General features: G+C 68.4%; 17 protein-coding genes and 1 riboswitch. Of the genes, 10 read left to right on the plus strand and 7 right to left on the minus strand.

Going from position 1 to position 19,932, the window contains the following annotated elements:
- Window positions 1-380: 380 nt before the first annotated feature.
- The 3 genes from ACFYTQ_RS35445 to ACFYTQ_RS35455 form a co-directional block, all read right to left on the minus strand.
- The gene (locus tag ACFYTQ_RS35445) at window positions 381-1,601 is read right to left on the minus strand and encodes an IS110 family transposase (RefSeq protein WP_387370396.1); all 1,221 of its coding nucleotides are present in this window, start codon (window positions 1,599-1,601) and stop codon (window positions 381-383) included.
- A 914-nt stretch (window positions 1,602-2,515) separates the two neighbouring features.
- Window positions 2,516-4,033, minus strand: a complete 1,518-nt coding sequence (locus tag ACFYTQ_RS35450) for a hypothetical protein (RefSeq protein WP_387370398.1) — start codon at window positions 4,031-4,033, stop codon at window positions 2,516-2,518.
- Window positions 4,030-4,374, minus strand: a complete 345-nt coding sequence (locus ACFYTQ_RS35455) for a hypothetical protein (RefSeq protein ID WP_387370400.1) — start codon at window positions 4,372-4,374, stop codon at window positions 4,030-4,032. Before ACFYTQ_RS35455 ends, ACFYTQ_RS35450 begins: the two co-directional genes overlap by 4 nt.
- 552 nt (window positions 4,375-4,926) lie before the next feature.
- Between ACFYTQ_RS35455 and ACFYTQ_RS35460 the strand changes: the two genes are divergently transcribed.
- A complete protein-coding gene (locus ACFYTQ_RS35460; RefSeq protein WP_387370402.1) occupies window positions 4,927-5,265 on the plus strand; it encodes a hypothetical protein in 339 nt (112 codons plus the stop codon).
- 7 nt (window positions 5,266-5,272) lie between these two features.
- Window positions 5,273-5,728 carry a hypothetical protein gene (locus ACFYTQ_RS35465; protein WP_387370404.1) on the plus strand — a complete coding sequence of 152 codons (456 nt, stop codon included), beginning with the start codon at window positions 5,273-5,275 and terminating at the stop codon, window positions 5,726-5,728.
- A gap of 329 nt (window positions 5,729-6,057) precedes the next feature.
- On the opposite strand, the gene ACFYTQ_RS35470 is transcribed toward ACFYTQ_RS35465, so the two are convergent.
- Window positions 6,058-6,447 carry a hypothetical protein gene (locus ACFYTQ_RS35470; protein ID WP_387370406.1) on the minus strand — a complete coding sequence of 130 codons (390 nt, stop codon included), beginning with the start codon at window positions 6,445-6,447 and terminating at the stop codon, window positions 6,058-6,060.
- A gap of 766 nt (window positions 6,448-7,213) precedes the next feature.
- On the opposite strand from ACFYTQ_RS35470, the gene ACFYTQ_RS35475 reads away from it, so the two are divergent.
- Window positions 7,214-8,560, plus strand: coding sequence for an MFS transporter (locus ACFYTQ_RS35475; RefSeq protein ID WP_387370408.1), 1,347 nt, complete (start codon window positions 7,214-7,216; stop codon window positions 8,558-8,560).
- Here ACFYTQ_RS35475 and ACFYTQ_RS35480 read toward each other — a convergent pair.
- The 3 genes from ACFYTQ_RS35480 to ACFYTQ_RS35490 form a co-directional block, all read right to left on the minus strand.
- On the minus strand, window positions 8,493-8,921 hold the full coding sequence (locus ACFYTQ_RS35480; protein WP_387370410.1) for a hypothetical protein: 429 nt from the start codon (window positions 8,919-8,921) through the stop codon (window positions 8,493-8,495). The two genes, ACFYTQ_RS35475 and ACFYTQ_RS35480, sit on opposite strands and share 68 nt — an antisense overlap.
- 653 nt (window positions 8,922-9,574) lie before the next feature.
- Window positions 9,575-9,829 carry a hypothetical protein gene (locus ACFYTQ_RS35485; RefSeq protein ID WP_387370412.1) on the minus strand — a complete coding sequence of 85 codons (255 nt, stop codon included), beginning with the start codon at window positions 9,827-9,829 and terminating at the stop codon, window positions 9,575-9,577.
- Between the two features lie 1,234 nt (window positions 9,830-11,063).
- Entirely contained in the window at window positions 11,064-11,687 is a 624-nt protein-coding gene (locus ACFYTQ_RS35490) for a carbonic anhydrase (RefSeq protein WP_387370414.1), read from the minus strand.
- 241 nt (window positions 11,688-11,928) lie between these two features.
- Here ACFYTQ_RS35490 and sigK point away from each other — a divergent pair, with 241 nt between their 5' ends.
- From sigK to ACFYTQ_RS35525, 7 genes are all read left to right on the plus strand, one after another.
- Entirely contained in the window at window positions 11,929-12,663 is a 735-nt protein-coding gene (gene sigK / locus ACFYTQ_RS35495) for an ECF RNA polymerase sigma factor SigK (protein ID WP_387370416.1), read from the plus strand.
- Between the two features lie 1,800 nt (window positions 12,664-14,463).
- Window positions 14,464-14,598, plus strand: a complete 135-nt coding sequence (locus ACFYTQ_RS35500) for a hypothetical protein (protein WP_387370418.1) — start codon at window positions 14,464-14,466, stop codon at window positions 14,596-14,598.
- 142 nt (window positions 14,599-14,740) lie between these two features.
- Window positions 14,741-14,910, plus strand: a riboswitch (M-box (ykoK) riboswitch).
- A 322-nt stretch (window positions 14,911-15,232) separates the two neighbouring features.
- Window positions 15,233-16,966, plus strand: coding sequence for an NRAMP family divalent metal transporter (locus ACFYTQ_RS35505; protein WP_387370420.1), 1,734 nt, complete (start codon window positions 15,233-15,235; stop codon window positions 16,964-16,966).
- Window positions 16,967-17,112: 146 nt separating this feature from the next.
- Window positions 17,113-18,051, plus strand: a complete 939-nt coding sequence (locus tag ACFYTQ_RS35510; RefSeq protein ID WP_387370422.1) for a cytochrome c oxidase assembly protein — start codon at window positions 17,113-17,115, stop codon at window positions 18,049-18,051.
- Between the two features lie 11 nt (window positions 18,052-18,062).
- Complete coding sequence (locus ACFYTQ_RS35515; protein ID WP_387370424.1) at window positions 18,063-18,548, plus strand: DUF3558 family protein; 486 nt, start codon at window positions 18,063-18,065, stop codon at window positions 18,546-18,548.
- Window positions 18,549-18,552: 4 nt separating this feature from the next.
- Window positions 18,553-19,068, plus strand: coding sequence for a DUF3558 family protein (locus ACFYTQ_RS35520; protein ID WP_387370426.1), 516 nt, complete (start codon window positions 18,553-18,555; stop codon window positions 19,066-19,068).
- A gap of 78 nt (window positions 19,069-19,146) precedes the next feature.
- Entirely contained in the window at window positions 19,147-19,806 is a 660-nt protein-coding gene (locus ACFYTQ_RS35525) for a hypothetical protein (RefSeq protein ID WP_387370428.1), read from the plus strand.
- The last annotated feature ends 126 nt before the right edge of the window (window positions 19,807-19,932 follow it).

Below are 19,932 nucleotides of genomic sequence, written 5' to 3' on the forward strand. Positions count from 1 at the left end.
GGTGCCATGGCGGACGTAGTCGTGGGTACGGCGCACGGGCATACCCGGCATCATCGACAGCACGAGCCGCGATCGGTCCAGTGCCTGGATCCTATACTTCTCGCCCGTACACAGCACTACTGCTCGTTCGGGCGAATATAGTACAGACAAAAAGCATCCACCACTTTCTCCAGGAACAACGGATGGTCGAGATATTGAAACCTTCCGCCAGATGTGGTTTCAGCTCGAATCGGCGCCAACTGCGCCCGACCGTCGATTTCGACAATCCTGCCCACTCGGCCATCCACAACCGCGACCGGTGCGTGGTATCTGCTCGAGAGTCATCTCGACCACCTGCTGAAACCTGATCCGAGAGGATCGACGGCAGACCCGGCCGCGATTCATCGGCCGGACCGGCCAGCCCGTACTCGAATGAAACAGTTCCGCCACTGGGCGCGGTTATCGCCGTCACGCCCACCTCGGCTGCCACATGGGTTTTGAACGCAGCCTGGCTCGGCGCGGGCCAGCACGACCCGACACCGCAACGCATATGCCCGCGTCGACGTCACAGCCCCGCGGACGACGCACCACCACTCACGGCGTTGGGCGAGGCGCCTGTTCTTGATATGTCGGTGCAGCACAAGGGTTTTCTTGCCGCTGGCGCGGGTGATCGGCGCGGATCCGGCGTAGGCCCGCAGGCCACGTGCATCGGTGAATCGGGTGCGGTCGTCGCCGATCTCGGAGAGCACCCGGGCGCCGCTGAGCTGTCCCAGGCCGGGAAAGCTGGTGAGGATCTCGGCGTCCGGGTGCCGGTCGAAATGGGCTTTCGTCTCCTCGGCCAGGTCGTGTTCGGCCGTGCAGGCGGCGTCGAACATGTGCAAGAGCGCCGCGAGTTGGGTGCCCATCGCGTTCTCGACCATCGGGAGCTGGCGCAGGCGTTCGGCCCGCAAGACCTCGCGCAGGCGCTCGACCTCGGTGTCGATGTTGCGTTGGCGGCCTGCTTTGATCAGCAGCCGGCGCAACTGCGGTCGGGTCAGCTTCGCGGTGCGGGCCGGCGTCGGTGCCGCGGCGAGCACGGCCCGGGCGTCGGGGCGGGCCAGGCCGCCGGGCAGATCAGCGAACGCGTGCAGCGCGGCCGGATAGAAGTCCTTCAGCAGCGAACGCAACTGGTTGCCGAGCTGTTTACGCGTCCACAGCGCGTCCTGTTGAGCGCGGGCCAGCACCCGAATCGCTTGCGCCAGTTCGGTATCGGCGGGCAGACGGCGATGCGCGGCGGCGTCGGTGCGCAGGATATTTGCCAGCAGCACCGCGTCGGCGGCATCGGATTTCGATCCCGACACCTGGTGTCGGCTGCGATACCGCGACGCCGAGAGCGGGTTTATCGCATAGATCGGTCGGGCGGTGGCGCGCAACGCCGCGACCAGCAGCCCGCGGTCGGTTTCGATCGCGACCGGGATCGGATGCTCGCCGCTGTCGCCGGTGTCGGCCAGCAGGTTCAGCAGCTCGGTGAACCCGGCGGTGTCGTCGCTGATCCTTTTGCGGCCCAAGATTTTTCCGTCGTTGTCGATGACGGCGACGTCGTGGTGGGATTCGGCCCAGTCGATCCCACAGAACGCACCCAACAGTTGCCTCCTTCATCCGTGTTAATGCTGGTCACGAGCCTGGTTGGGGTCACGCGGCACCCTAATCGCGGGACTCGGCGGTCCGTCATCTCACTAGCCGTCCGTGACTCCAGCTCACCGCAGGACCGCGTTCTGTCGAAGAGCTCGAAGGCTCGGGAACATCTCGAGGCGGTCACCCCTGCGGCGGCCTCGAGCAACGGAATCCCACCACACACGCTGGTCTGCCGTCAGGCGCGCCGTTCTTTCAGAAGACGTCGAACGTCGGGAGCCACACGGGCGTCACCCGGCGGCAGACCACATCAGGAACAAGCTTCAAGGCCGATCCGGCCTCATACCCGTCCCTACGAAACGATTAGGTTCTCCCTTCTTCTCTCCGGCCCTCGGGCCGCGCCCGGCGGCGGGGGTGGCGCGCTGATCGCCCCTGTCGTTGCGCTGATCGCCCCTGTCGTTCCCCGCAGGCTCCGCAGTAGTCGATCCACGGCACGATGCCGCCACCGACAGTGGCGCGAGCCCCGGACGCCGATGTGGCGTACGGGATGTCAACGGTCGGGCAGGGCGGGCGCGTCGTGGCCGGATGTTCACGCGGGCTGTGCTCGGGCGCACCTACCGAGTGCATCTGGACGAGCTCGAAACCGAATGAGGCACAAGACGACTCGACGAACCGACTCGCGGCCAAGTCGAGGACATGGCCCGCGCGGTCAGCAAACCGCACCGCCGAGCCTCCCGCTACGCCACCCCATCGCACCGGCTCACCGAAATCTGCACCGCCGCAGCCCGTTCCGGCAACGACTCGGACCTGGACTCACTGATCCTGCGCCTGCACAACGAGACCGCACGCGATGTTGCATACCCCGGTCGCACCGATCGCGGCCGCCACCGTGCCGCCCCTCGCCTTGCTGACGGAGTGCACGGCGTTACGGTGCTGCAGACGAAGCCGCACCCGCACCTCCGCTGCACAGATGCTCGCGATCACGATGACCGTCCTCATCGCGGGCGCCGCGTTCCGGCTGTCGTTCACCGCCCTGCGCGCATCCGCCGGAATCCCCCACCCTCGAGCATGGCTGTGACCCCGTAGTGACCAGGCTGCTGGTGGAGTCGCCGGGCGCGTTCCAGGGTGATGGAGAAGGATCGGGATCCGTAGAGGTGGGGGACTCGTCAGAGGTTCCGGGTGCGGACCACGACGGCAACTGCGGTTGGGTCGGGACAGGTGCGTGAGGCCCTGCCGGCACCGAGGGCGGCTGCACCGGGCTCGGCGGCTCGGGCCGGGTCGGGCCCGGTGGAATGTCCTGTGAGGGAGGCACGGCCGGGGCAGGGTCTCCGGCGGCGTGGTGATCCCCCTCGGGGTGCAGCAGCTCAGGGACGATGTCGATGAGCTTGTCGATGCGCGGACCGGCCGCGTTGATTGCGGTGTCGATGATTCCGGCGGCGTCGTCGACCAGATGGACCCCGATCGTGCCCGCTTGAGTGATCGCGGTGTTGCCCAGCGAGGTCGCCGCAGAGATCAGCGACTGTTGCAGTCCCTCCGCCCCTGCGGGGTTCGCGGGCACCGGGGGCGAAGCGGGCTCGGGCGATGCCAGGGCCGACGGGCTCTCGGCGGGTGGGTGGGGCGATGCCCCGCCCGAGGGCGAGGCGGGAACTCGGGCAACCGGTGCTGGATTGGGTTCGGCTCCTGCCGGGGCGGTGGTGACTGTGGACGGTGTTGCGGCTGGGACGGACGCCGGGTCCCGAGGAGGCGAGGCGGCGACCGATGACATCGAGGCCGGGCTGGTGGTGTCCCTGGGAAGGGGCGACATCGAGGCAGGCGATGTCGGCGCAGGTGCGACCGGCCCGAAGCCGAGCGGACCGTGCACGGGTAGGGGCGCCGGGGCAGGCGACTCTGGCACGGTTACGGCGGGGGTGGCCAGCTCGTCGAGCCGCCGCCGGTGTTCGTTCAGCTCTGCGCGCACGGCGTCCACGAGGCTGATGGCCTGCCCCAACGCGGCGGTGGCTCGGGCGACCAAGGCGGTGGCGCCGGAAGACTTCGCGGCGGGGGACGCGAGATGCGCGGCGTCGCTGCGGAATTCGGCGATGAGGTCGTCCATTCGACGGCGACACGCGGCGACGCACGCCAGCGCGTCGGTAAGGATCGGCAGATATTGTGACCCGTGGTCAACGACCATGGCCAGCTGCGCGTGCGTCTGCCGTAGCGCCGTGACGGCGGCCACGGCACCCTGCCCGGACCAGGTCGACTCGATCGCGTGCACCGCGTCGCGATGCTCGGGTTCACCCGTCGCTAGGCGAGCAGATGTCGCCGACACGACCGCCGACACGGCCCGGGCGACGCCGGTGCTGTCCCCGAGCGAGGCCCGCAGCGACAGCAGCGGCCGCAAGTAAGCCTCGAGTATCGCCGGATCGGGCGTGGCAACGAGATTCGCCGCGATCCGCCCGCTCATCGAGCGTTCCCGGCGCTCGCGGCGACCGCTTCGGCAAACGCCGCGTCGGCGGCCCGCGCGGCGGTCCCGACCCGCTCGACCTGTTCACCTCGCGACGACAGCGCCCGTGCGACATCCGCGAGCGCTCGGGCGTGCGCCTCTACCACTGCTGCCAGCCGCACCCCGAAATCCGCCCCGACGACCCCGAATTCGGCCGCGAGCCGACCGGATCCGGCGGCCGTGGTCACGGCCTCCGCGGCCTCGGCGAACAGCGGTGCGACGCCCGCCGCCGCGGCGGAATAAGCCGCCGCCGACACCGGCTCGAGCACCAGCCGCGACCCCGTTGAATTCCTGTCCCGCATCTTTCCTCCGACGCCATCGCTAGTACCTGTCGTTGCATCGAGTAGAAGACACGAGCACGGGCGCGACCCCGGCCCGATGGCGGGAAGTTCTCCGCCATCGCAGCTCAGGAGGTGTTCGACGAGTTTCCGGACCGGAATTTCGGAGGACGAGTCGCCGGTCGGGTGATCGGCTGTTGTCCGTAACGGCGTGATCGACGCTTCGGGGTCGGAGATCGCCCGCGCCCAGTGTCGGCCCGGGCCTGTCGGCCAACGCCCACGTCATCGATCAGGGCACCACCTAGGACATCACAACAGTGATCGTCCTCCGCTGACACGAGGCGCACTACGTGCTGGACGACCCCTGGCAGCGCTCAGGATTCGCGGATCGGGTATGGAAACGCTTCCGGACCGGAAATGTCGTTCGTCCTGGTAATTCGGGTTTTTGGCCTCGCCGGTCTCGCTCGACCGCCCTCGAATGGATCAAAGTAACGAGGAGCGGGCGCGGATGCCGCACCCGTGTTGAAGATCCACACCGGAGAACCACCCGGGTGATCACCAGAAAGGACAAAGCCCATGTCATTGTCGAATACCTTCACGACCTCCAATGTCGGTCGTCGTGTCAAGCAGATCATGTTTGCCATCTCGGCCGCGAGTGTTCTCGGCGTGGCTGCTGCGGGGACGGCGGCCGCCACCTACACCCCCGACAACACGTTCACGAGCGAAATCGCCTGCGAGCACGCAGGGGGCATGAAGGTAGCCGCGGCGGGCGGGCCTTCGCAGTTGCAATACAGGTGCATCTATGTGGGCAACATGCCGAACGGTGTGATGGGTTGCGTGAACAACGCATCGCCGGCGTCCGGCTGTCTGGGCACGTGGTACTTCCTGCAGACGTGGCCCACTGGCGGCCTGTGACAAGCGCATGCGCAAGATTTCAGACAGCAGTGAAGGAATAATCGAAATGATGGCGAATACATTCTGTGCAGCCGTGGTATTCACGGGATTGATAATGGGCGGCATCGGAGTCGCCTCGGCGGAAACCACCGACGGGAACTCGGGTGGATCGGCCTTTTCCGCGGCCGGATGCGCGGGCCGTTTGACCAGTCCTCCCGGCTGCGACACCCAGGCGGAATGCGAGCACCGCTACACGGTGGGCTGCCAGCTGGCCGACGACGGCAACTGGTACGCCCACCCGCTCGATCCGGTGACGCCCTGGTGGAAGTCCGCCACCGCACGGGATGAAGCCTCCGACCGCGGTGAATTCGCCACCCGGGAGGAATGCCTGAAGGTTCCGACTCCGGAGGGCGTGCTCGCCCACTGTGACTATGTTCCGTGGCCCAACGGCCAACCAGGCGGGCGCTGGATACTTTTCTACTGAGTTCACCCCTGCGGCTGACGGACGATCGGCAAGGCTCGCGCCCCGCCGCCTGCCCGCGGTCGAGCCCGCTACGCATCCGGGATCACCACAAGGCAGCGGTCCCGGATGTCCGGTCCGGATGGCTTCCGGATCAGATCCCGCTCGCCGCAGTGCGTCTCCGGGCCGCCCCTGTCATGGGGCGGGCGACTCAGCTGATCCCGTGTGTGCGCCCGGCACATCACGGGTCTGCGCCGGACAGCCTCGACAGTCGTGCCGCTTGTTCGACGGATTCGTCGTCGGCGGAAAGATACCGGTGACGATCGGGCGGCTGACTGGAGAGGGTCTCGAGCTCATTGGATCGAGAACGAGTTCGGCCGTGGGTGTTCCGGCAGCCCCCAGGCCGTGAGGTGGAATCCGGCCCCTGGGCCGCCGATTCGCCCGAGGTCGGCGATGATGGCGGTTATCGAGGTGCCGCCGCCGGTGATCCACTGATTACCGATGAGCGTGGTTCCTTCGACGACGGGTGCGCCGGAGTCACCCCGCAGCACACCGACTGTGGTGATGAAGTACGGACCGGAAGTGCTGACCATGGTTCCGCAGGTTCGGCCGCTCGTGACACCCTGCTTACACAGGATTGTTCCGGGCATCGGCGGCGCCCCGATCATGGTGATGGTCGTTGCGCCGATGGTGGCGACGGGCTTGACCTTGTTCTTGTCGAAGACGATGACGGCGTAGTCCACGGCGCACCGTACGGGGGTCCGGGGAAGAGCGGGTTGCCGCCGCTGGCGTAGACGAGAGTTCCGACGACATCGTCGGACTCTCGCATTCGTCCATTGAATGGAACACGACATTGATATCGGGATCACCAGGATCTTGCGCACTATAGCTGGGTGCGGCGACAGCCGCCCTCGGCAGCTCCGCGTGCGCCGAACCGGCGCGCACAGGGCCGAGTATGGCCATCAGACCGATTCCTGCGGCTACCGTCCGCGTAATGGCGGTTCGGCGTGGAGATGTGACTTTAGCGTTCATGATGCCGCTTTCTCCTATCGGGGCTTGTACGGGCACCAGTAGATGCCGACGCAAACCTGATGGGATCGATATCAGATTTCATGGAGCGGCATCAGTCCAGCTCACATGCGGTTTCCGGTCCGGAAAACAGATCCGGCTAAGCCTTACCGCCAAGGTCGCCCGCACGCCGCGCGGACGGTCTTGACCGTGTCGGAGTTCCGGCCGGGCCCGGCAGCAAGCCGGGGCCCGGGGACTGGACGGTCACCCGGTTCTTGCGGGCCCCTTCGGGGCCGGGGCGCCGCGGGCAGCCGCTGAGGAACCGGCCTCCGGCCGGACCGATCGGCAGGCTCTACTGAGCCTCTCCCTACGTGTTCGACGGCAAGGGTATTCCGGACGGCCGGCGGCGAAAGTTTCACCTGCCAGCGGTATTTCGTCACCCGCTCTCGTTGGCAGCGTGGTGTATCGGTCGCTGCGTCGCGGTGCTCTACCCTCGGCGGGATGCTCCCCGTCGAGGGCCGGACCGCCGGTGTCGCTGCGACCCGACTGTCGCCGGATTTCTACCGGCTCTGGACCGCCGCCGCGGTCAGCCAGCTCGGCAGCGCGCTGGGCATGGGTGCGCTGCCGTTGGTCGCGATCATGGTGGTCCATGCGTCTGCCGGGCAGGTGACGGCGATGGCGGCCCTGTCCGGGATCGCGGCCGCGGCCGTCGCGCTGCCGTTGGGGCCGTTCGTGGAGTTCCGGCACAAACGCCCGGTCATGATCGCCACCGACCTGGTGTCGTTCGCCGCTTTGGTCAGCGTTCCCGTGGCCGCCGTGCTGGATGTGCTGACCTACGCGCAGTTGTGCTTGGTCGCCACAGTGAGCACCCTCGCCGCGATCGTGTTCAACGCCGCCAACGGCGCCTACGTGAAATGGCTGGTCCCTGAGCAGGTACGGATCCGCGCCAACAGCCGCCTGGAAACCGTGTTCTGGACCGTATCCACGGTGGGTGCACCGATCGGTGGCGCGCTCATCTCGCTGTGCGGAGCCACGATCACCGTCTTCCTCGACGCGATCAGCTACCTGCTGTCCGCGCTCGGCCTGCGCAGCATCACCACCCCCGAACCTCCACCCGCTCATCACCGGCCCGCCCAGCACTGGGCGAGCGAGATCCGCAGTGGCTGGGCGTACATCTTCGCCCACCCCGTGCTGGCCCGATTGTTCTGCAACGCCATGCTTTTCGGCGGGTCACTCATGCTCGCCAATCCGCTGATGGCACTGCTGATGCTGCGCGAGCTCGGCTTCGCGCCCTGGCAGTACGGGCTGGCCCTCGGACTGCCCACCGTGGGTGGGCTACTCGGATCGTTGTGCGCACCGAAGCTGGTGTCCCGCTTCGGGAACCGCGCGGTGCTGCTCGGCTTCGGAGCACTGCGCACCTGCTGGCTCGGACTCATGCTCACCGCCCACCCCGGCACGACCGGCCTGATCGTCATCACCACCGCCGACACCCTGCTGCTGTTCTGCGCCGGCGTGTTCAACCCGGTCTTCACTACCTACCGCATGAACGTCACCGCCGACGACCACATGGCCCGCGTCGGCACCGCGTGGTCGATCAGCTCCAAAACCTTTCAACCCGCCCTCATCGCCGTCGGAGGACTGCTCGCCACCGCGACCAGCACCCGTACCGCGATCGCCTGCGCCGCCCTCACCCTGGCCGCAAGCACGCTGCTGCTGCCCTGGCGGCACACCGCCACGTCGGTGCGGACGATGTTCGTCGCACCGGCCCAGCGATGCCACGTCAACGCGTCCCCGGAGGGAGCCTCAGCGACGGCGCGCAGGTCGCGCTCCGACCGGACACGCAGGTGATCGTCGTCGGATCGCCATTGCACGTGCAGTCCCGACAGGGGTAGCACGACTCCTCGATCCGCATGACCTCGCCGACGACCGCGGCGCTGGCCTCGCGTTCTACATCTTCGTCATCGGCGGCGAATTCCGCCGCCGCTGCACGAATCTCGCACATGTCCTGCGCGGAGAACGCTCCGACCGCCGCGATGCTGGGCTCGTCCACGCCCGCATTGAGCGCCTCGGCGGCGGCGACCAGGCAGCGATCGAGAACATCCTCATAGTCGAGGGACCCGGCCGGCAGGCGCTCGCGCACGATCCGTAGCTCCGACAGCAATCCCAGCGCCTGCGCTCGTCGCTGCCCCTCCTCGTTTCCCGCACGCATATGCCACCTCGCGAGGCCGCCGCCCCTCAGGCCGGTGATAGAGGACACGCTACGCGGCGGTTACCCGACAGCGCGGCGTTTCCGAGTTCGGATGAATCAGCACCCGGTCCAATCGGGGCCACCGTGTCCGGCCGGGGACCGATTCCGCCTCGCGACCGATGTCGCACACTGGCCCGGACCAAGCGGCCTGGACCAAGCTGGCCGACCCTTACCGCTCCCGATCGTGGACATGCCCGAGGCCGGAGTTCATCAGCTCCGCTGACGTGGACCAACTCCTCCACGTCTACCCCCGACCTGGCCGCCGCTCCCGCCGTGCCAGGCCCCGCCCCGGGCACGAGCGCAAGCGTTTCCCGGTCACCGAGAACCGCTGACACACCCGAAGCGATTCGGGGGCTCGCGGGGCGGGAATCCCTTCTGATCGATCAGCAACTCAGCGAGACTTCCGGAACCCTTTTCCGCCGGGCCCATGTGGCGCGGTATCGCCGCGACGGGCTGGATGTTCAACCCGGCCGCGGCGATACCGCCGTATCCGAACCGGCGAGAACCCACCGTTGGGCGAGCCGGTACCGTTCTCACCACAGGCTTCATCGCTACGCCGAACCCACCGATTACCCCTATTCCTGTCTCGGTGACCCCCAGGCTCCAGGTCGGGTTCACCCCCCGCGCGGTCCGAGCCGCGCCGAGAGCGCGGGCGGAGGAGAGGGCGCGGGCTGTGGGTCCGGTTCGTGCGGGCTGGCGGGGCGAGGGTGCAGGCCGATGAGGCCCGGGTGACCGGTGGTGAGCAGGACGGGCAGGCGGTCGGTGGGGGTGTCGTCCCGGTCGGACCGGCGCAGGTGCGCACAGAACGCATCGATCGAGCCGTGCTCGGCGAGCACCCGCTCGAGCAGGACCATCACGCTGGGCTCCATCGCCGCGAACTTCCCTTCCACGCCGGAGGCGGGGCCGCGACCGCCCCGAACGCGGCCCCTGCGGCACCGTGGTCGCCGTAGGCTACCGCCACGCTCACACGCCCCGCGGATTCGACACACGCGCACGCGGATGCGGTCGATTCGCTGAACGGGACACCTTTTCCTTCCCTCAAGAGAAAATTCACGGAGACCGGTGATTCTCACGTTCGTTCAGCAGTTGCTCGCGGCGCTTCTCGGCTTGCTCGGCCTGTGATCGCCAGCCCCGTCGACGGGTGGGTAGCCGCAGGCGACCCACCCGCGCGAAAGAATCTTCCATCACATGCAATCCGCCCGCGAATACGCAGGCCAGAACAGGCGCCCCGAATCGCAACCGGCGCTATGCTTCCGGCATTCGGCCCGATTCCGCGGCGTCTACGCGGGCGCCTCGCACAACACCGACACCGCTCCCACCGTGCCAGGCAAGCCGTGACCGGGTGGTGGTGCGGCTGCCGCTGGTGAGGGGGCCGGGGGCAACCGCCGGGGCCGCCGTTTCCGGCACTCACCCCGGACATCAACACCGCCGAGTCGCCGGGCGGAGGTAGTTCGTGCCCCCTGGCGACCGGGCCGGGATCCCCAAACCCGCTCGGATCCCCGAGGGTGTCGGTGTCAATGGCCTTTCACGTCCGGCTCAGGCACAAAGTTGTTGGTGCCCTGGTGATTTGGAAGTGGGTCAGCGGTAGTCGATCATGATGGCGGTGCGCTGATCTTGATCTGAAGGTTCTGTTCCCGCATCTGATCGACCTGTGCGTCGAGCAGGTCACCCGCCGCGGGGCGACCCTGCGGATCGACGCCAGGGTCACCGCACCAGGCGCGTCCTGTCCGTACTGCGCTCATTGGTCGGTTCGAGTGCATAGTCGCTACCAGCGGTGTCTGTCGCCGGGATCGGTGGGGCTGAGATGTTGATCTGCTTGCGGGTGCGAAAGTTCTATTGCGGCAACACGGATTGCGCCCGAACCACGTTCGCCGAACAGGTCCCCGGCTTGACGACCGCGCATGCTCGGCGGACTCCGTTGCTGCGCGACATGCGGGTGTCGGTGTGAGACCTCACATTGACAGCTGGAGCGGATCGCGCTCTTCACTCAACGGGACCCCACATGCCTGATCGGACCGTTCCGCTCGCCGGAACATCAGCTCCCGTCGTGCCCGTTGGGATCGACGACCACGATCTCAGCCCCCGCGAATCCGCGCGGTGGGGTTATGCGAGTTCGCCGAGGTCGCCGATCACCGTGCGCAGCACGGCGCGGCCGTCGGTGAGGGTGTAGGTGACCCCCGCGATCGCGCACCGACCTGCGGCGACCCGCTCGGCGATGATGCCGGAACGCTGCTGCAGCACCGTGGCGGTCTCGGCGACGTGGCGGGCCTCGAGCTCGTCCACGCTGTGCAGGCCCTCGCGGCGGCCGAGCAGGATCGAGGGGGTGACGCGTTCGACGACGCTGCGGATGAACCCGCCGGGCACCGCGCCGGTGTCGAGCGCATCGACGGTGGCGCGGACCGCGCCGCAGCTGTCGTGGCCCAGCACCACGATCAACGGCACGTCGAGCACGGCCACCCCGTACTCGATGGAGCCGAGCACGCTGGCGTCGAGGACGTGGCCGGCGGTGCGCACGACGAACAGGTCGCCCAGCCCCTGATCGAAGATGATCTCCGCGGCCACCCGGGAATCGCCGCACCCGAACACGATCGCCGACGGCGCCTGCGCGGCCACCAATTTCGCGCGATCCGCCGCACCTTGATTCGGGTGCCGCAACCGGCCCTGCACGAACCGATCGTTGCCCTCGCGCAACGCCTTCCACGCCGACACCGGACTCGACTCACTCATACCCGCCATTATGATCAACCGGTCCGCGGGACAGAACGCGCCGTGCCCCGGCGCGCCCGCACGCTCCCGTGCGGCCCAGCGACTCGCGCAATACCTCGCGGGTCGAGTCCGGCGAGGGTTCGGCCTGTGGCGAGGGTCGGTTGACTGTCGGTTGACTGGAGTTGGTTCGCGGCCCGGCTCCGCGGGGGCAGGGTGTGTCGGTGGCCGGTCGCGCCCGACTGTTGGCCTAGGGTGGCCGCTCATGCGCGGCAGTCATCCAGCGGCAGCAGCCACCGACCCCGGCCCCGGCCCCGACTTCCCGCCCGCGCACGCCTCGCGGCTCGAATCCGGGGTGGTAGGCCGGGAGTTGATCGAGGCGCTGCGCGGCTGCGCTCGCCGTGACCCGGCCGCGTTCGCTCGTCTCTACGATCTCAGCAGCGCCCGCGTATTCGGGCTCGTGCTGCGCGTGGTGGCCGACCGCGGCCACGCCGAGGACGTCACCCAGGAGGTGTATCTCGAACTGTGGCGTAGCGCGGGACACTACGACCCCGCCAAGGGCTCGGCCTGGGCCTGGATCATCACCTTGGCCCACCGGCGCGCGGTCGACCGCGTCCGCGCCGAAACCGCCCGCACCCACCGGGACACCAGCTACCACGCCGCCACCCTCACGCGCGGGTTCGACGTCGTCGCCGACACCATCGACCGCCACCTCGATCACCAGACCGTGCGTGGCCATCTCGCCGCCCTGACCCCGCTGCAGCGCGAAGCGATCACCCTCGCCTACTTCGGCCACCGCACCTACCCCCAGGTCGCCGCCGCGCTCGGCATCAGCGTGCCCACGGCCAAATCCCGCATCCGCGACGGACTCGCCCGCCTCAAAACCCACCTCACCGAACCACGACCCACCCCCGCCAACCCCGTCCGTCCGCGTCCGCACCGCACCGCCGCGGCAACCGGCTCCAAGGGGGATCGTGGCCGAACGAAGCCCGATACGTAACGCTTTCCGCCGAGCATCAGATAACGCGCCTTCGCCCTATTCCCCCCCGCGGAGGAAATGGAGGGATGAGCGGAGCAGCGCGGCTTGTGACCGCCGGGTCACTCGCCCTTCCGAAAATGGGGCAAATGGTCGGTTCCACGCTTCTTCCGCGATTTCCTTCAAACCCGCCAGCCGGTTTCACGGGTCGGGGACGGCACGACCTGAAGCACCTCACCCCGCGGGGGCGCTCGCGCCCCGCATGCGGCACCAGAACGGGGCAAGCGACAGAGGTCGGAGAAAAATGGCGGGCGGACCGATCCGCGGTCGCCGCAGCGGCGAATATCACTGGGGGCCGGGCGTGCGCGCCCGTCGCCCGGCCCCGCCTGGGGATCCCTCCAGCGCCGGTACGCCGCGGTCGCGGGGGGTCACGCCTCACTCCGGACGAGGCGTGGCCGCCCTCACACCCCCGCGAATGGACCAACCAGTTTCTTCAGGATTCACTCGGCAGGAACCGGATCAACGGTTCCCGATTTTGGCCTCGATCGCCCGCCCCGCCATTCCGCCACAACGGACAGGAATATGTTTCCGGATATATCCAGACGGGTGAGCCGCCTACGGCGACCCACCCGTCGACGAGGCTGGCGATCACAGGCCGATCAGACCGAGAAGCGCCGCGAGCAACTGCTGAACGAACGTGAGAATCACCGGTCTCACCCCCTCTCCTTTCCAACAACTCCGACAATGCCGGAATACACATTCCACCCCATCTCAACCCACCCCGCACCGGTTTCGCGTGAAAAAAATCCTGATATTCCCTTTTCGGAAAACCTGTGCCGGAAAAATTCGGGCAAACATCGACTTCGCGTCCGCGCCGACCCCGTGTATCCGTCCCCGGCCTGGTCGCCACCGGGCAAATCAGGTGCCCGTTCCGCCCCGACCGCGTGGCGAGCCAAGCGGGATCCGAAGAAAGTGCCTGGTTCCGGCCTCGACGCGCGCCCTGTGCGGTGGTGACGGTCACCGGGTCGGCGCGATCCCCTAATCGTGGGTCACAGCGGTGTCACGCGAGCGTACCCGCAAATTCGCTATCGGAGAAGGGAACAGGGACGCCACCCAGCGAATCAGCGGCATCTACGCGGGCGCATGTCGCATCCGCGGCGCGCGCCCGTGACGGTAACGACCAGCGACCACGGCAACACAGACACATTCCGCACGGCCGCATTCACCCACGCCGCATTCACCCACGCCGCATCCGCCCACCCGGCTCGCGCCCTCGGCGCCTTGGACCCGGGGCTGAACCCGCCCGACAGCCCGCCGGGTCACCAAGACCATGGCGATGAAGCCCATGGTGAGAACGGCACCGACGCCCAACGGTGGGATTCTCACCGGTTCGGATACGGCGGTATCGCCGCGGCCGGGTTGAACACCCAGCCCGCCCCGGCGATACCGCGCCGCCGGGGACCCGAGCAGCCGAATGACGGCCTGAACGTCCTCTTCGTGACCGGGACCCGCAGCGAATCTCTCGATGCTATCGATCGAACCGCGCAGTCCCTCGATCGAGCCGCGAGCGGCCAAGCCGTCCAGCGCCCGCCGGAGTGCGGCAGCCAGCCGAGACCGACAGTGGTGTGATTCCACTGCAGATCCCACTGCTCGCCGTCGGCGGCGCCGGAACTCCTGGGTCGACGTCCCCGGACCGTCGTAGTACAGCGCCCCGAGCTTCCTCCCCTGGATCGTGCTCCTCCCGTTTCCCAGCGACAGGATGGGCGCACCCATGGGCTGATCACCGGGATCTGGGGCCTCGCTTTCGCGGGCCTCGCCGTCGCGTTGACCATCGTCCGGGTCGCCGACCTCGGCGTCGCGGTCGGTCTGCCGGTGCGCCTGGCGGGCCTGGTGATCCCTTTCCTGCTCACCGTCCGCGCGGTGAAGGCGATCCGCGCCCGCACCGCGGCGACCGCATGACGGCTCGGACCGCACGATCGCCGCGATGCGACCGAAGACGTTGTGTCGCAGCGTGTTCGCCACAGCGGACGGTGTGTGGCGCCCGTCATCGGGGACGTTCGTCGATTTGACATCCGGCCGAGGGGGGATCAGCATTGCTGGGTCAGCACCTCGCTAGGTGAGGCTCCTGTACGAACACAGGCCACTGATCCGACGACGTCGAGAGACGCCCAGGGTTAGGACAGATCTCCCCGGATTAAGGGGTGATCCGAAGTGGCTTCCCGCAAGGGATTACGTCGTGCAGTGCCGAAGCTTTGACGAGAGGGGTGCCCGCTCGGACGGTCTGTTCGGGCTCCCTCTCGGGTGTTCTGGCGTCGTATGTGGTGACGTGCGCGTCCTGGCGGCAAGGAGGTGAGGGACGACATGAACTCCGGCGATGGTCCGTATCCGAGTCCGGTTCGACAACACTCGTTCCCAGCTTGCTGCGGCACCGTGACCCCCTGACATCCGCGCGCCGTCGTCTGATCGCATCGGTGTGATGTGTGTCCTCGGGGTGCCTCGTCGTGCCCGGAATGCCTTGCAGCGGCTGATCTCTCGCCCACCCGTACCTCGAATCGCTGTGCAGCGAGGCGAATGAAGAAGGGAGAGAACGGCGATGGCCTTCTTCTCCGGCGGCGCGATCCGCCGCGACACCACCACCGTCCCCGCACCCACGGCCCCGACGGGCGCCGTCATGGATTCCGCGCACGTCGGCGATATCGTCGGCGCGCTCGGCTCGATCGGCCGACACGACACCGTCGAGGGCCGTACCCGCGGGCAGCGGTTCAGGATGCTGCTCGCCGTGATCGGTCCGGGCCTTATCGTGATGGTCGGCGACAACGACGCCGGCGGCGTCGCCACCTATGCCCAGGCCGGGCAGAACTACGGCATGGCACTGATCTGGACGCTCGCACTGTTGATCCCGGTGCTCTACGTCAACCAGGAAATGGTCGTGCGGCTCGGCGCGGTCGCCGGGGTCGGGCACGCCCGGCTGATTTTCGACCGGTTCGGGAAGTTCTGGGGCGCGTTCAGCGTGGGCGACCTGTTCATCGTGAACGCGCTGACCATCGTCACCGAGTTCATCGGCGTCTCGATGGCGCTCGGCTATTTCGGTCTGCCCAAGGCGATTTCGGTGCCGTTGGCGGCGGTGCTGCTGTTCGCCGTGGTGGCGGGCGGCTCGTTCCGGCGCTGGGAGCGGTTCCTGTTCGGGCTCATCGCGATCAACATCGTCATATTCCCGCTGGCGTTCCTGGTGCGTCCGCGGGCGGCGACGATCGGACACGGTCTGATCCCGTCGTTCCCGGGTGGGCTGAACTCGACGCTGCTGTTGTTGATCGTCGCCATCGTGGGCACCACCGTCGCCCCCTGGCAGCTGTTCTTCCAGCAGTCCAACATCGTCGACAAGCGCATCACCCCACGCTGGATCCGCTTCGAACGCATCGACCTGTGGGTGGGCATCGTCGTGGTCATGGCCGGAGCCATCGCGATCATGGCCGTGGCGGCGTCCGCGCCGATCGGGAGTTTCACCGACGCCGGCGCGGTCGCGCGGGGTCTGCGGGACACCATGGGGGAGGGCGCCGGAGCCCTGTTCGCCATCCTGCTGCTCGACGCCTCGCTGATCGGTGCGAACGCGGTCGGGCTGGCCACCACCTACGCTCTCGGCGACACTCTCGGCAAGCGGCACTCGCTGCATTGGAAGATCAGCGAGGCGCCCGCCTTCTACGCCGGTTACGCGACGCTGCTGACGCTGGCGGCGGCGGTGTCGTTCAGCCCCGACCACGTGCTGGGACTGCTCACCCAGGGCGTCCAGGCGCTCGCGGGGGTGCTGCTGCCCTCGGCCACGGTGTTCCTCGTGCTGCTCTGCAACGACAAGGCCGTGCTCGGGCCATGGGCGAACACCGTCAAGCAGAACATCATGGCCGGTGTCATCGTGTGGTCGCTGGTGCTGCTGTCGCTGGCCCTGACCGCCGCCACCTTCTTCCCCGAGCTGACCACGACGCAGGTGGAGATCGGCTTCGGTGTCGGGATCGGCGTCGGGCTGCTGGGCGGTGCGGTGATCGCTCTCGCCAAGCAGCGCGCCGACCGCCGAGCGACCCGCGAGACCGCCGCCGAACTCGGCGGCCTGGACCCCGACCAGGTCGAGGAGCTCGACGCGACCCGGCTGTCACGGGCCGAGCGCAAGGCCATCCGCGACCGGGATCGCGACACCTGGCGCACCCCGGCCCTCGACACGCTCGAGCGCCCGGTGTTCTCGCCGTTGCGCACGGCGGGGATGGTCGCCCTGCGCGGCTATCTGCTCATCGCCGTGGTCCTGGTGGGTGTGCGGATCGTCCGATCCCTCACCGGCTGACCATGATTCGCGCCGAGGCCGTCCTCGGTGTCCGGTGCGGCGAGCCCGGACGCGATCGTCGACGCGGAGCGGTACCTCATGCGGGCGGTCGATCGCCGCGCCGCGGGATCCGTCGATCGTGTTCGGGCGGGTGGATACTGGCTGGCGTGGCTTGGGTTTCTGTTCCGTTGACCGTCGGCTCGGTGGTGACCTCGTGGCGGTGGGATCTGTCGACGCTCGTGGTGACCGCCGCGCTGGGCGGTGGGTACGGGGTGGCGCGGGTGCGGGGGCGGGCCGGGGTGCCGGGGTGGCGGGTGGGCGTGTTCTCGGTGGTGGGGTTGGGGGTGTGGGTGATGGCCGGGATCGGGGTCGTGGGGGTGTATTCGGGGACCTTGTTCTGGGTGCGGGCCTTGCAGGTGGTGTTGTTGGTGTATGTGGTGCCGTTCGGGCTGGCCGCGGGGCGGCCGGTGACGGTGCTGCGCGCGGCGCTGGGGCCGGACGGGCGGGCGCGGCTGGACAGGGTCGTGAACTCCGCGCCGGCGCGGGCGGCGACCTATCCCCTCGTATCGTCGGTGGCGATCCTGGCCGCGCCGTGGCTGCTGTTCCTCACCCCGTGGTACGAACTGGTGCTGCGGAACGGGCTCGTCGACGCGGCGACTCGAATCGTGTTGGTGGCCATCGGGTTCGGATACTTCTACTCCCGGTTGCAGATCGACCCGGTGCCGCGGCGTTATTCGCAGGGTGTGTCGTTGCTGATCACCATTGTCGAATCGATCGCCGACGGCATCCTGGGTCTGGTGTTGTGGTTCGGGCCCCTGTGCGCGGCGGACTATTACCTCCAGATCGGCCGCGACTGGGGACCGGACCCGCGGCTGGATCAGATCATCGGCGCCGGGGTCCTCTGGATCCTCGGTGACGTGCTGGGCTTGCCGTATCTGCTCACCCTGATGCGGTCCTGGGCCGCCGACGAACGCCGCGCGGCCCGCGACTCGGACGCCGAACTCGACGCGCCGGTCGGCAGTGATCCGCCCGGCGAGCAGCCGCTGCGGCAGGACGGATTGTGGTGGGAGAACGACCCCCAACTGCGGGCGCGGTTCCGCCGATGAGCCCGCACCGGATGAATTCGATTGCGCTGTTGGGCATTTCGGCTCTCGCGCTGGCCGCCTGCGGCACCTCGAATCCCCACGCGACCGCGCACCCCACCCCGGCACCACCGCCGCCGTCGATCCGGCTGGCCGAATGCGCGGGAATGACCGCCGCGGACGTGGGCGCGGCGGCCGGGCTCGGCGCGGTCACCGCCGTCGCGAGCAACCCCCTGACGTGCCGGTGGGAACACGACCCCCCGGACGCGGTGACGTTCAAATGGTTGCGTGGCAGCCCCATCGACGCCTATCGCACCGACCCCGGCCAGAGCCCCCGCGCACCCCTCGATGTGCGCGGGCACCGCGGCTATCGCTGGCAACAGGCACACTCGTGCGAAGTCGCCGCGGAACTCGGCGCGGGCGAATTCCTCACCTGGACAATCGAATCCGACCCCGACGCGACGACCGACCCGTGCGCGGGCGCGACGGCACTGGCGGCGGCGACCTTGGACAAGAGCTGACGAGATGACCCGGAAAACCTTCCTCACCCAGGCCGCCGCGGTGATCGTCGCGCTCACCTGCGTCGCGTGCGGCTCCGGCGGCCAGACCGCGGCACCGCCCGCTCCGCCCCCCAACGGACTCGACGGCTGCGGACCACTCCCGCCCGATCGGATCGCCGCCGCGGCCGGAATACGGCAGGCCCGGCAGCTGACCGCGCCGACCGTCTGCGCCTGGACGGGGGAGTCGACCCTCGCGGACGGCGGCGCCGTCGACATCACCTACGGCTGGCTACGGAACAACTCGCTGCTGCTCGACCGCGACACCGCCGCCGCGCTCGGCTACCGCACCGAGAACACCGTCACCGCGAGTTTCGGCGGCTTCTACTGGCACGACCCGCGCGACCCGGGCGCGTGCGGGGTCTCGGCGGCCGACTCCGGAACGGTGACCTGGTGGATACGCCACCGCGATCACTCGGCCCGGCCCGATCCCTGCGCGGCGGCATGGCAATTGACCGCCGACACCGTCAAACTCGACGGCTGACCGACCTCGGCTTGGGCGGGGTGCGCTCGGTGTGCGGTTGCCGGACAATGGCGTTGCATCCCACGCCCGGAGGAATTCATGAATACCCGCCCCGCACTGATGGTTTCGATCGCGCTGCTGGTCCTGGTCGGCGGCTGCGGCCAGCAGTCGGCGCAACGGCTCACCCGGCCGCCCGCGACCGCGCAGGCCGGACCAGCGCTGATCGATGCCGCCCCGGTTCCGGTCGGACCCGGCCCCTCGGGCACCTACACCGTTCAGCCGCAGCCCGCGCCCGGTAGCTGCCACTCCCGCACCGCGAGCAACGGGCAGCCGCTCCCCGACCCGGCCTGCACCCCCGGCGCCACCAATCCCGCGGTGACACAGGACAATATCGACAGCACCATCTGCCGCGGCGGCTACACCTCCTCCATCCGCCCGCCCGCCTCGATCACCGATCGGGAGAAGGACGCCAACGCCAAGTCCTACGGCTACACCGGCAATCTCCACGACGCCGAATACGACCACCTCATCTCCCTCGAACTCGGCGGCGACCCCAACGACCCCCGCAACCTCTGGGTCGAACCCCCTTCCCCGGGCCACAAACCCGGCAGCGGCCCGAACAATCCCAAGGACACCGTCGAGAACCAACTCCACGAACTGATCTGCAAACACACGGTCGCGCTCACCGACGCCCAGAGCGCCATCGCCGCGGACTGGACCACCGCCCTCGCCCGGCTCGGCCACCCCAACGGCAAATAGCGGCACTGATCATCGGGAATCATCAAGGCGGTCAACACAAGACGGGTCTGCGTTGAGATACGGCGAGCGACCACGAGACATCTCTCTATAGACAGGCTTCGCGCCACAACCCCTGAGTCCGGCAGC

Source organism: Nocardia sp. NPDC004068 (assembly GCF_042874315.1).
Classification (GTDB): domain Bacteria; phylum Actinomycetota; class Actinomycetes; order Mycobacteriales; family Mycobacteriaceae; genus Nocardia.

Bases quoted from the DNA above. Each gene is read 5' to 3' on its own strand.
- ACFYTQ_RS35450 (WP_387370398.1), bottom strand. From the start codon at position 4,033: ATGAGCGGGCGGATCGCGGCGAATCTCGTTGCCACGCCCGATCCGGCG.
- ACFYTQ_RS35455 (WP_387370400.1), bottom strand. From the start codon at position 4,374: ATGCGGGACAGGAATTCAACGGGGTCGCGGCTGGTGCTCGAGCCGGTG.
- ACFYTQ_RS35460 (WP_387370402.1), top strand. From the start codon at position 4,927: ATGTCATTGTCGAATACCTTCACGACCTCCAATGTCGGTCGTCGTGTC.
- ACFYTQ_RS35465 (WP_387370404.1), top strand. From the start codon at position 5,273: ATGCGCAAGATTTCAGACAGCAGTGAAGGAATAATCGAAATGATGGCG.
- ACFYTQ_RS35475 (WP_387370408.1), top strand. From the start codon at position 7,214: ATGCTCCCCGTCGAGGGCCGGACCGCCGGTGTCGCTGCGACCCGACTG.
- ACFYTQ_RS35480 (WP_387370410.1), bottom strand. From the start codon at position 8,921: ATGCGTGCGGGAAACGAGGAGGGGCAGCGACGAGCGCAGGCGCTGGGA.
- ACFYTQ_RS35485 (WP_387370412.1), bottom strand. From the start codon at position 9,829: ATGGAGCCCAGCGTGATGGTCCTGCTCGAGCGGGTGCTCGCCGAGCAC.
- ACFYTQ_RS35490 (WP_387370414.1), bottom strand. From the start codon at position 11,687: ATGAGTGAGTCGAGTCCGGTGTCGGCGTGGAAGGCGTTGCGCGAGGGC.
- sigK (WP_387370416.1), top strand. From the start codon at position 11,929: ATGCGCGGCAGTCATCCAGCGGCAGCAGCCACCGACCCCGGCCCCGGC.
- ACFYTQ_RS35505 (WP_387370420.1), top strand. From the start codon at position 15,233: ATGGCCTTCTTCTCCGGCGGCGCGATCCGCCGCGACACCACCACCGTC.
- ACFYTQ_RS35515 (WP_387370424.1), top strand. From the start codon at position 18,063: ATGAATTCGATTGCGCTGTTGGGCATTTCGGCTCTCGCGCTGGCCGCC.
- ACFYTQ_RS35520 (WP_387370426.1), top strand. From the start codon at position 18,553: ATGACCCGGAAAACCTTCCTCACCCAGGCCGCCGCGGTGATCGTCGCG.
- ACFYTQ_RS35525 (WP_387370428.1), top strand. From the start codon at position 19,147: ATGAATACCCGCCCCGCACTGATGGTTTCGATCGCGCTGCTGGTCCTG.